At 34.5% G+C, this 12,150-nt stretch carries 10 protein-coding genes; all 10 read left to right on the top strand.

All coding sequences use genetic code 11. The features are described from left to right. On the top strand, positions 1–537 hold a 537-nt coding region (locus tag BUA16_RS13360), incomplete at its 5' end, for an ATP-binding protein (RefSeq protein ID WP_072765258.1). 620 nt (positions 538–1,157) lie between these two features. Next, positions 1,158–1,778, top strand: a complete 621-nt coding sequence (locus tag BUA16_RS13355; RefSeq protein ID WP_072765257.1) for a plasmid pRiA4b ORF-3 family protein — start codon at positions 1,158–1,160, stop codon at positions 1,776–1,778. Between the two features lie 1,278 nt (positions 1,779–3,056). Next, positions 3,057–5,042, top strand: a complete 1,986-nt coding sequence (locus BUA16_RS13350; protein ID WP_072765256.1) for a TM1802 family CRISPR-associated protein — start codon at positions 3,057–3,059, stop codon at positions 5,040–5,042. 18 nt (positions 5,043–5,060) lie between these two features. Next, positions 5,061–6,155 carry a type I CRISPR-associated protein Cas7 gene (locus BUA16_RS13345; protein ID WP_072765255.1) on the top strand — a complete coding sequence of 365 codons (1,095 nt, stop codon included), beginning with the start codon at positions 5,061–5,063 and terminating at the stop codon, positions 6,153–6,155. 27 nt (positions 6,156–6,182) lie between these two features. Continuing rightward, a complete protein-coding gene (gene cas5 / locus BUA16_RS13340; protein ID WP_072765254.1) occupies positions 6,183–6,983 on the top strand; it encodes a CRISPR-associated protein Cas5 in 801 nt (266 codons plus the stop codon). Next, a complete protein-coding gene (locus BUA16_RS13335; RefSeq protein WP_072765253.1) occupies positions 6,980–9,406 on the top strand; it encodes a CRISPR-associated helicase/endonuclease Cas3 in 2,427 nt (808 codons plus the stop codon). The genes cas5 and BUA16_RS13335 overlap by 4 nt, the downstream gene beginning before the upstream one ends. Positions 9,407–9,431: 25 nt before the next feature. Then, on the top strand, positions 9,432–10,118 hold the full coding sequence (locus BUA16_RS13330) for a CRISPR-associated endonuclease Cas6 (RefSeq protein WP_072765252.1): 687 nt from the start codon (positions 9,432–9,434) through the stop codon (positions 10,116–10,118). Then, the gene (cas1, locus tag BUA16_RS13325) at positions 10,118–11,116 is read left to right on the top strand and encodes a CRISPR-associated endonuclease Cas1 (protein WP_072765262.1); all 999 of its coding nucleotides are present in this window, start codon (positions 10,118–10,120) and stop codon (positions 11,114–11,116) included. Before BUA16_RS13330 ends, cas1 begins: the two co-directional genes overlap by 1 nt. Next, complete coding sequence (cas2, locus tag BUA16_RS13320; RefSeq protein ID WP_072765251.1) at positions 11,113–11,403, top strand: CRISPR-associated endonuclease Cas2; 291 nt, start codon at positions 11,113–11,115, stop codon at positions 11,401–11,403. The genes cas1 and cas2 overlap by 4 nt, the downstream gene beginning before the upstream one ends. Then, the gene (cas4, locus tag BUA16_RS13315; protein WP_072765250.1) at positions 11,403–11,978 is read left to right on the top strand and encodes a CRISPR-associated protein Cas4; all 576 of its coding nucleotides are present in this window, start codon (positions 11,403–11,405) and stop codon (positions 11,976–11,978) included. Before cas2 ends, cas4 begins: the two co-directional genes overlap by 1 nt. Positions 11,979–12,150: the final 172 nt, after the last annotated feature.

The following is a 12,150-nucleotide window of genomic DNA, read 5'->3' as shown; positions in this document are numbered from 1 at the left end:
TTTAAGCAACAAGCTTCCTTTGAACAGATCAATTTTAATCAGCCCCGCGGGATAGATAAAAATATGCTATTGCGCTTACAACAGGGGGACTGGCTCAAAAAATCAAAGGACCTGATCATAACCGGACCAACGGGTGTGGGCAAATCGTTTATAGCGTGTGCATTGGGGTTCCAGGCATGTTCCCAGGAACTTAGAACCATGTATTTTACGGCCAATAAACTCTTGGACCGAATGACACTGGCTAAAGCCGACGGCAGTTATTTTAAGTTCATGGATAAAATAGCCAAAACGAAACTGCTTATCATCGACGACTTTGGTCTCAAGCAGATCGATCATAAACAATGCAATATGCTATTGGATCTTGTGGACGAGAGACACGGTAGTTCTTCTACGATCATCACCTCTCAACTACCTGTAAAATCCTGGTTCGATTGCTTTATGGAACCGACCGTCGCCGACGCAATTCTTGATAGATTAACCAACGGTTCCTACCGTATAGAATTGCAAGGAGAGTCCATGAGGAAATTTAGAAAATAAGATCAAAATATTTTTAAGTAACTTAATAAAAATTTTTGAAGAAAAGTGTCCGTTTTGAAACGGAACGCCTGTCCGCTTTGGCCGGATTATGCAGGTTAAGGGAGTTTTCAGGAATTATATGAATTGAATCGTGAAAACCTCGGAGGTCCCGTATTCATTGATGTTTTCTTGGCGGCAATTAACATAGTCCTTATTTCTCGATGTACAATTTATCTGGTTTTAAGGATGTAGATAAAACTTGAGATTTAGAAAGCTTGCCATCATTGGGTCAAATTGCTTTGGAACCCTTGTAAACATTGAAAAAATATGACACAATGCGGTTCTCAAAGCCTGAGTTGTTCTTGTATAATTTTGGGCTACTATAATAACATTCGCCATTGTATATCGTTGAATTCGAAGCTACCTTAAAAACGATGGTGTTTGCCCGTTTATGCTACTATTTTATCAACAATAAATGGGGGAGAGAGATTGTTTTACAAAACAGATTAATTAATATTGACAGCAGAATATTTATTAGAATTAAAGAAAAGAATATCCTTTTTAGATGCATGACTTATTTTCTGTTTTATGAATACATTATAGAACGATGACGAGCTAATCTATTTTGTAACAACAATAAAATGAAAACACCTATTAAACTTAAAATAGCCTTACAGAATCTCCCCCACAAATGCGAGCGTACGGTTTTAGTTCCGGAAGATATAAATATGCGTCAATTACATTTTGTCATTCAGTATGCAATGGGTTGGGAGAATGACCATTTGTTTCAATTTTCTGATTTAAAGAAAAATGCCACCTTTTACGCAACTATGTCAGAAGAACCTGGTTTTTTAGATATACCTGATAGATTAGAAGCCTACAAAGTATCTTTAAAGGATTCTTTTTTAGATAGGTTTGGAGCGAAACCTTTTTGGTATAAATATGACTTTGGGGACGATTGGTTGCACAAAATTTCAATATTTAAGGTTTTTAAAACTGATTTAAAAAAATACAACGGAAAACCGGTATGTATTGAAGCAGAAGGTAAATGCCCGCCAGAAGACATAGGAGGCGTATCAGGGTATTCTTATTTTTTAAATGTGATAAGAGATAAAGAACATCCCGAACATTATGAACAACGTGAATGGAATGGGTTGGAACCTAAAGAACATTACGATGAATTTGAGGTGTCATTAGAAGATATCAATGAGGGTTTAAGTGATTTTTATGAATCGTATGGATGGAAAGATCGAGATTATTAAACGTATGATTACTATTTGAGATTTTGAGCACTTAAATTCTTATGGAAAGTGATATAGCTGGAGGATGGGCATCATAATCTGTTCAAGGAAATAATTTTTCTGTCTCAATGACCCTAGAAAGGAAACAAGAGGCATATACTATACTTAATCCGTTATCTGAAGGGGGACAGGTTACAATCCCAATTCATAACTCATTTTTTGGGAAGTTGTTTTGGAATGTTAACCGATAAATATGGCATATATTGGATGGTGATTTTTGAAGAACGACAACAAAACAAATATAAAATAACCCAAACAGACCTTTGTGTCTGTAATTTAAAGGGCTTCCAAATAATCATCCAGTGGGGTCAACATCCTCCGGAATAATTTAAAAATTTAGCAATCTTCTTTTTCAGTGGGGGAAGTATCGGCCAGGACGGCAGCTACCTATATGTTGGGCTTTAGGGGAATCAGCATGCTCCAGTATATCCTAAACGCTTAGGAACCCTTGTAAACATTGAAAAATATGCCACAATAGTCCCTCCAGAACCTGGGCAGTCCTATTTTGACTAGGTGCTGTAGCTTTAAATTGATTAAAGGAATTGTGCATTATTCCAGAATGCCGGAACATAAAAAAAAATGCCTCCAGTTAGCTGTTAAGCTGTCTGGTTACTAGTTGATTGTTTCTTTCGGATTATTACCAAATAGCTCTAAAGTAAATCTCTACCGGCATTATGGAAATATTGTTAAAAAGGCATCGAACATGGAAAGCTCATAACAATTAGTGGGAATATGTAATTAGGAAGTAGGGTAAAGATGGTTGCGGATAAAGAATGCATCATGGCAAGTGCTTTCGTGTTTCCAATGATGTCCGTTCCAATGGTATTAAAATATAATTCGGAGGAATCATCAAGGCTATTGTTCCGGGGAGTCACAACGAATAAGATATTTCTTAAAACAAAAAGTATTTTAACGTAAAGAAAATTCTTCTTATATTCGGAAATATCTTACGAATTCTTTTTTTTAATTAAATTCATGAGAATAAAAGCCTCTATAGAAAGGTGAGGGCGTCCTTGAATGTTTTCACAACGGAATAATCCTTATTGTGAATTGCTTTCAGTTCAAACTTAAATAAAACAGAGTCAATTAGTAGTTGAGATTATTCGTATTCATGTAGACTACTTATTAATTTTTAACAAATTAAAGTAATGGAAAAGGTAGTTTTAAAATTGATGTACAACAGGTGTTATAGTCCGATTCAAGAGCTTTAGATGCTAATGCGAAACATAAAAATTATATATGCTTAATACACTTCTAAAAATTGGGGAATGGCAGAGCCAGGGAAAAAGTGAATGGGATCGTTTTTTGGATTACCCCAAAGTCGAAAGGGAAGACAAACGTGGTAATCCTATTAAGAACTACACACTCCCAATTATTTTCGATTTGGATGCAATGGAAGTAATTATCAGTCAGGAAAATTTAAGAGAATATGATGAGGAAGATGTTAAAGAGGCGTTAGGAATCAAAATGAAAGGATCAAATAGTAAAGCCGTTTGTAGTGCAGGTTTAGCTAAGCGATTAGGTAGAATTTACCAATCTTTTTTTGGGAAAGAAGAATCGGATGCCGAGAACGGGGAATTAATTGAAGCTATTGAAAAGGAAAATTCCGCATACCTTACTGAAAACCTTCAGGATATATTATCTCGTATTTTCAATCTAAAAGATCAATTTTTAAAGTTGACGCTAGATTCCAAAAAGACAATTGATATTCGAGCTATTAATGAGAAATTTGAAATTAACAGTAACGAGAATATTGTATTCCTAGCTACCTATTTAAAATCACTTGATTGTGGATATGAAGAGCCTGTCCTAATTGCAAATTTACCTGATTATAATGCATTTTTAGAATATTCAATTTTGGGGATTAAAGAAGATAAAGATTCTCAAAAAACCAAAAGTAAGCTTTGTTATGCTAGCGGAGCAATAGTAGAAGATGTAGAAGAAATTAACCTTTCCAGTCGTTACAGTCTAAATAAAATGTTTGTAACCGAAACAAAAAATTATGCTTCTAATTTTTATGGAAGAAATTTTTCAACTAATTATCAAGTGGGAATAGAGAATCAAAAATTACTGGATTATGCGTCAGATTTTTTACTTCAAAAAGGGTTCACCATACAAATCGCAAATATTAATCATGTTATCATACCTCAATTTCAATACGACTCAACAATAGATTTACCTAAAAGTTTAAAAAGGATTCAACAAAATTCAGATATGCTTTTTGGACTTAATGACTTGAGCGCTTTTTCTACTCGTATTGAGGACAGAATTTTTGATGAAACATTTTGGTTGAATTTTGTAGCCTACGACTCAAATGGGACTTTCTTCAAATCAACAGAAATCATTAAAGATGTAAGTAGTTTTCATTTCAACAAGGTGCTAAAAATCTTTTCAGATGTCGATTGGATATTTCGGGAAGCGCGCTTTCTAGAATGGAATTCAGTAATGACGGAAAGAGATAATAATACTAAAGAATTAGTAAGGAGAAATTTTAATTTCAATTCTATTTATAAAATTATCCCCTTACGTAAGGATAAAGAAAAGAAGAATAAAGCTCTTGACCTGTTTAAAACTATATTAGAAAATAGAAAGGTTTCTTTAGATTTTTTATATAAATGTTTCAACGAACTCATTTTGTGCAATTATTATGAACGATATAGGAGTTATAGTAATGTTCATCCATATTCCAAAGATTATTTTTCTAATGCAGTTCGAAACAATGTTTTTAAATACCATGCCTTTATACAATTCTTAAAAAAAATAAATCTTATTGATATGCCGGAAATAATAAATAATTCAACAGAAGATAAAGCGAGTGATAAATACGATCAAGCCATTCAAGACTTCTTTAATACGATGGATATGGCAAATCACAGAGACCAGCAAGCAATGTTTTATTTGGGTCGAATGCTTAATGCTGTTGAGTATATTCAGCTCAAAAAGCAAATTAAGAAAACCGTAATTCATCTTGTGAATTTTAATGGGTTGGATCTAAATTCTATTAAAAGGTTACGTAACGATTTGATAAACAAGGCTCGTCAGCATAATCAAATAGGTAAGGTTAAATTTTTAAATGGACAATTTGGAGAGAAGTTTAATCTCAATTCATGGAATATGGATCCCAATGAAGCTTTGTTCTTTCTTCTTACAGGATATTCTTTTCGAGTAAGTATTCAAGAAAGTGAAGAACAAGAAAATTTAGAAACAAACGAAGAAATTAATTAATTTGAAAAATAAAAAGATATGCAACCAATTATTTCCAACTCTTCCGATTTCCTATTTATTTATGAAGCTATTCAGTCAAATCCTAATGGTGATCCAGATCAAGAGAATAAACCCAGAATGGACTATGATACTAAAACGAACCTAGTAACTGATACTCGTATCAAACGTTTTATAAGAGATTACTTGAAAGATAGCGGCAAAGAAATATTTGTTGATCTTGTAGAGGACAGAAAAGTAGATATGAGCCAGCGTATTGAAGGTGTTGTAAAAAAAACTTTAAAGGATGAATTAGATAATTTAGAGAATACTTTTAAAAGTGATGACTTATTCAAACTTTTAAAGACTATCATAAATGCATCTAAATTAAAGGGAAACGAAAAAAAAGAAGATTATTTAGAAATTGTATGGTCTATCCTAACAATTTCGACAACAAAGGAAAAAAATGATTTAAAGAAAGATAAACATCTCAAACAATTTGCTGAGGAACTAAGAAATATTAAACAAATAAATCTTGAAATTTTAGCATATATGGTAAAAAGCAAATTCATTGATATTCGTCTTTTTGGAAGTGCTTTTGCAATTACTGGGTTTAATCTACCGTATACTGGTCCCATTCAACTAAATTGGGGTTATTCATTTAATAAAGTGGAGTTAATAGATTCAAGTTCTATTGTTACGATTATGAATGATGATAGTAGTACGTTCGGGAAAGATTATAGGGTACATTACAGCTTGCTGGGCTTCAACGGAACCATTAATGCACCTGCCGCAAAAACAACCGGTCTTGCCAATGATGATGTTCTGGAATTTAGAAAAGCTATATGGGAAAGCATCCCGGCATCACCCACACGCTCCAAATTGAATCAATATCCGAAACTCTACCTAGAAATCGTTTACAACGAAGGAGTTTCAAACGGGCAATTTGGGGATTTACGCAATTTTGTGGAAACAGAACCCAAAGAAGGGATAAGCGATAAGCAAGTTCGAAAATTTAAGGATCTTTCAATTGATTTAAGTGCTCTAAAAAAGTTGATTGCCGATGATAAAAACGGGGAAAATAAAATCAAGGAAGTAATTGTTAAAACCTCGGCCGATTTTGATTTTTCGCTGTAACAGAAGTTTCACTTTAAACCTACTGTTATGGAGATATTAAGTTTTACAATCAGCGGAAAAATGGCACATTTTCGAAAGTATTACGCCAATAATACTGCCTTTAGTTTTTCTATTCCACCACGAACTACCTTAATGGGAATTGTTGCCGCTGCCATGGGGTGGCCAAAGGATTCCTATTATGAAGATTTGGCTTCCGAAAACATTCAATTTGCCATTCGGGTCTTAAACCCTTTAAAGAAAAGTTTTCACCGGCTCAACTTCTTGAGTATTAAAAGCACCGGTGATATGGCAAAAAACTGGTCTTCAGATTTTCGTGGAGAAGGAGGTCGTATTCAAACTCCATTTGAAGTGATCACGGCTTGGGATCTTGCTAAAGGCGATGTAGCTTATCAAGTTTTTATAAAAGCAAGTGATAAAGGGAAGGGGGTATATGAGTCTATTAAATCTCATTTTTTGGAAAAAGAACCGGTTTACAATATCACGTTGGGAACAGCAAATTTTACGGGAAGACTTACAGATATAGAAATTTTTTCTGAAGCTAATGTCCGAACTGTAGATTCAAAAGTTTACGTGCTAATGAATTCAGCCGTTCCTGTTGATTTAGTGGAAGATTTGAAGTTTGACAAAGAAGAATTTGAAAATTATAATTTTGTAGAAGAAGATATGCTACCGGGCGATTATGTGGCCAACGGAAACCGGGAAGTATGCAAAATGAACAGGTTGCTGTTTTCTATTACACCCCATCCTTTACGGGTGAAGTTAAGGGGCTCTTATTTTGTTTTAAAAAGTAATACCAGCGAACTGAATATTCAATTTATGGACGCATGAACTATTATTCCCACAGTAAATTAATTGAATATGGAGTTACGGAAGGCTCCAAAGAATTGCAGGTTCATGTCAATGGAGTAAAGGAAAAAGCCTTATTTCATCTGGCTGAAGGCTTATCCTTAGGGTATAACGCTGAGGAACTGAAAGAAATTGTGGGAATAATTGTTGATTTTCACGATTTAGGGAAATACACTTCCTATTTCCAAAATTACCTTTTAAAGCAAGAGCCTATAGATTTTCTTTTAAAACGCCATGCCCAGTTGGGTGGATTTGTGGCGTATAACTACTTTCAAGAAAAGGATGAGAAAAAGGCATTGTTGGCATTGTACCTTATTTTTTTGCACCATAGTCCGTTAATTGACTTTGTAAAAGTCAATTCCAAATTCACCTATGATTTGGATAAAATAATTAAAGAGCAAATTGCAGATTTAGAAAAAAAAATAACCATTATTGAAGATGATTTAAAATTAAAAAAACTAAAGGATTTTTTATATTATTCAGATAAACGAAAAATTAGAAATGGTTTTATCGATTGGGTTGAGGATTCTTGCTCAATTCAAGATTATTACCTCATTAATTATTTGTTTTCCTTGTTGATAGAAGGCGATAAGCTTGACGCTTCCGATACTGTTCCCTATCGATTAAAACCGATAAAACCGTCTTCTGTGGATGATCGATTTGGAAAGCTTAATGCCCATAATAAGAGTTTAGAAGAACTTAATAATAATGAATTGCGTAATTACTGTCGGGCAGTCGTCATCTCTAATCTAGAGCAAACCAATATTCTAGAACACTTTGTTTTTACCTTAACGGCCCCTACAGGAATTGGAAAAACAATGACGGCACTTGATTTCTCTTTAAAACTCAAAGATAAAATCAAGAAAAATTCAGGAGTAGAGGCCAGAATAATTTACGCCTTACCCTTTATCAATATCATAGAACAGGCGCTGAATGAATACGATAAAGTATTAGAAACACAAAACATCAACATTTTAGGACATTATCAATACGCAGATGTTTTCGGTAATAACGAGCAGAAAGAAAATGTAGATGGCGCAGAACAGGGTTACGATCAAAAATTAATGGCGTTGGATACCTGGCAGGCCGACGTGGTAATCACTTCTTTTGTTCAGTTTTTCGAAACTCTTATCGGTAACCGGAATAGATTACTGAAAAAGTTCAACCATTTCGCAAATTCCATCATCATTTTAGATGAAGTACAAACCCTTCGCCTAGATCAAATGCCGTTGTTGGGCGCTGCTTTGTTTTACCTCTCAAAATTTTTAAAATCACGTATTATTTTAATGACCGCTACACGTCCTAAAATTTTTGAACTGGCACAGCAAGAGATTTTAAACCCGGAAGGAGAAAAGGTGGAGCCAAAAGAATTACTCACTAATTATGAAGCGATCTTCGCGCTATTTAAACGTACCTCAATAAATCCATTATTAAATAATTTAAAGGAAGAAAAAGAAAATAGGACTCGTGAATTTGTTTATTCCATTTTTGCCGATAAATGGAATGCTGAAAAATCATGCTTGATTGTTTGCAATACAGTAAAACGTTCTATTGAGGTTTTCGATATCATCAAAAATTTTTTGGAAGAAAACAATTTAGGAAATCCAATTTATTATTTATCGACCAATATAATTCCTGCCCACCGTCTTGAACGAATTCAAGATATCAAAGGCGATATTCAACACCAAAAAGCTCCCATTTTAATTGCAACGCAAGTGGTTGAAGCAGGCGTGGATTTGGATTTTGACATGGGGTTCCGGGATATTGGACCCATTGATTCCATCATTCAGGTCGCTGGTAGAATCAACAGGAATAATGATATTGAAAAAATACACTCCCCGCTTTATATCATAGATTTTGATGTTAAGGCAACAACGATGGTTTATGGTCGATTGACATATATCCAAGCAAAAAAATCATTAGAACAAAAAAAATACTTCTACGAAAAGGAATATTTAGAGTTGATTACGACATATTTTGATGGGATTTCTGAAAAAAGCTCCTTTGCTGACGCACGCACTTTTTTTAATTCTATGAAAACATTAAAATACGATGCCGACGATAAAAAACTTTTACCCGTATCTGCTTTTCGTATTATCGAAGAATCAGATCGGTATTCGCCTGTTTTTATAGAAATAGACGATTCTGCTTCCGAAATTTTAGAGAAATATCTTCAAAAAATAACTAATGAAATCGAATTGGAGGAGTATAATAAAAATTGGAAATTGAAATTTCAACAACATATAATTTCTGTTCCTAAATACCTCTGTGAAGAACTATCTACTGTAAATGAGTATGAAGAATCTATATTGCTTGTGCCAAAAAAAGAAATAGACATAAGATACAGTAAGCAAACGGGCTACAATCGTAATTTTAAAGAGCAAAATTCCGTATTTACTTTTTAATTTATCTGTTAAAACAAGGAAAAACATGACTACATCAATCAGCATTCAAGAACTACAGGTCTGCCGAATTAAATTTCCAGAAATAAAATTGCAGACACGTGATGCTCACAAGTTAAGGGGGTATTTTGGTAACTTATTTAAGCAGCACTCTCCTATATTACATAACCATTATGAAGATGGTCGATTTAGGTACAAATATCCAAGCATACAATACAAAGTTATCAATAATGTACCTACTCTTTTTGGTATAGGAGAAGGGGCTAAACTATTGCCAGAACTTTTCCTAAAGATAAATGAGCTGGATATTGACGGTGAAAAGTACAGCATTACTAGTAAAAATATAGAATTTCAAAACGAGGAAACCGGATACAGCAATAGGCTTAACGAATATAGGTTCGCTACCCTTTGGATGGCCCTAAATCAAAAAAACTATTCGAAATATCAAAGTCTGAAAAGTGAGTCCGAAAAACACGAAATGCTCAATGCTATTCTTGTTGGCCACATCCTCAGTTTCTTTCGAAATACGGGTATTGAGCTGTCCCCTTCAGAACGACTATTAATAAAGACCAACCTGAAGGAAAAAAGCACGCTGTTCAAAGAGAACAAAATGGTAGCCTTTACTGGTACATTTGTAGTGAACGCGAAACTGCCCTCGGAAATCGGTCTGGGTAAATCGGTAAGTAGGGGCTTTGGTACTATAATTCCATGTTAATGCAGATTTTCATAAATACATACGGTACTTATTTGCATGTAAAGGACGATATGTTTGAAATAAAGGTGCGTGATGACAAATCCAAGCCCTTTAAAGTAAACCACATTGCCGCACATAAAATAACATCTTTCATTGTATCCAAAGGGGCTGCTCTTACCACTGATGCCATAGCATTGGCCTTAAAACACAATATCGATATTGTCATTGTTGAGAACAACGGCCACCCCATGGGGAGGTTTTGGCATAGTAAATTGGGCAGTACCACAAAAATCAGGAAGCAACAGTTGGTGGCATCGTTGAGCGAAATTGGGCTTTATTGGATCAAGACCTGGCTTTCACAGAAGTTAGAAAATCAAGCCGACTTTCTTAACGGTCTAAAAAAGCACCGTAAAAAACAACATGTCTATTTAGATGAAAAAGCTGAAGCGATTTTGTCCTTTAGGCAAAAAATTTCTGAAACGAACGCTAAGGAAGTGGCAGCTGTGGCCGATAGTTTTCGTGGTTGGGAAGGTTCCGCAGGGAGGCACTATTTTGAAGCACTCTCCGTATGTATACCCTCGAACTTTGCGTTTAAAGGACGTAGTTTTAGACCGGCTCAGGATGAGTTCAATGCCCTTTTGAATTACGCATACGGCGTATTGTATAGTCGGATAGAGCGCGCATTGATGTTGGCGGGGCTTGACCCCTTTGTAGGGTTTATGCATAGGGACGATTATAACTCCAAAAGCTTGGTGTATGATTTTATCGAACCATACCGTATATATGCCGAGAATTTTGTCTTTAAATTGTTTACATCAAAACGTATGAACAAATCTTATTTTGAACATTTCACCAGAGGGGTGAGCTTAAATCAGGAGGGTAAGGCATTTTTTGTCCCTGAATATTTAGAGTATCTTGATAGTGACAAGATCAAATACAAAGGACGCCTTCAAACACGTTTGAACGCTGTTCAATTGGAAGCCCATCGTTTTGCTAATACCTTATTGGAACAATCATGATCACTTGGGTATTATACGATATTAAAAATAATGCTGCACGGAGCTTTGTGTCCAAGGCATGTAAACATGCAGGCTTATACAGAGTGCAATATTCTTGTTTTTTGGGTACTTTGAACGCCAATGAAAAAGATTCTTTAGAGCTACAGATAGAAAAAGTTATTAATGAAGAATCTGATAAGGTGTATCTTTTTAGGATGAATAAGGATCAACTTAAGGAATGTAGAATGTTGGGCCAGGCATTTGATGAAAAATTGATTACCGACGAAATTAAAGCCCTTTTTTTCTAATGCAAAGTTTCTATCCTTCCCAAATTATTGAATACATGTATTGTGCACGATACACGTATTTTGAATATGTGTTACGGATTCCTCAAAATGAAGATAAATTTTATAAAGTAGAAAGGGGAAGGGAAGTTCATAATGAAAAACTGGAAAGTAATAAGGACTACCTGCGAAAAAAAATTGGAGTCACGGAAAAGTGGATCGATCAATATTTGGGATCAGAAGAATTAAGGGGTAGAGTGGACGAAGTATTACAATTAAATGATGGTACGTTTGCTCCCCTGGATTATAAATTCGCTCATTGGAAGGACCGTGTTTTTGAAACCTATAAACAACAACTTTATTGCTATGCCATTTTAATAGAAGAAACCTTTAATACAAAAGTGAATAAAGGTTTTTTGGTTTATACAAGAAGTAAGAATAAGGTCATTGAAATTCCTATAGCTTCGAATTCAAAGGACATGATAAAGTCTAGTACACAAGCAATGTTAGAAATTATCGAACAGAATAGGTTTCCCAAAGCAACAAAGTTTAAGAAAAGATGCTTAAATTGTACCTATCGGAATGTTTGTGTAAAATAGCTTTCCGAATAGAAATTTATTATTTTTGGACTTAAAATTGTTTGTGATGCTAATAAATACAGGGATTCGTCAATGCGGAGTTACCGTTGATAAACATAAATTAAGGCTCTTTGACATATTGAAAAAGCAGTATTTGAGAAATACAGAATCACTGACATCGTCCATAAACACT

The sequence above is a fragment of the Arenibacter nanhaiticus genome, assembly GCF_900141935.1.
In the GTDB taxonomy this organism is placed as follows: Bacteria; Bacteroidota; Bacteroidia; order Flavobacteriales; family Flavobacteriaceae; genus Arenibacter; species Arenibacter nanhaiticus.
Note: the sequence above shows the minus strand (reverse complement) of the source record. Positions and strands in the feature narration are given on the sequence as shown.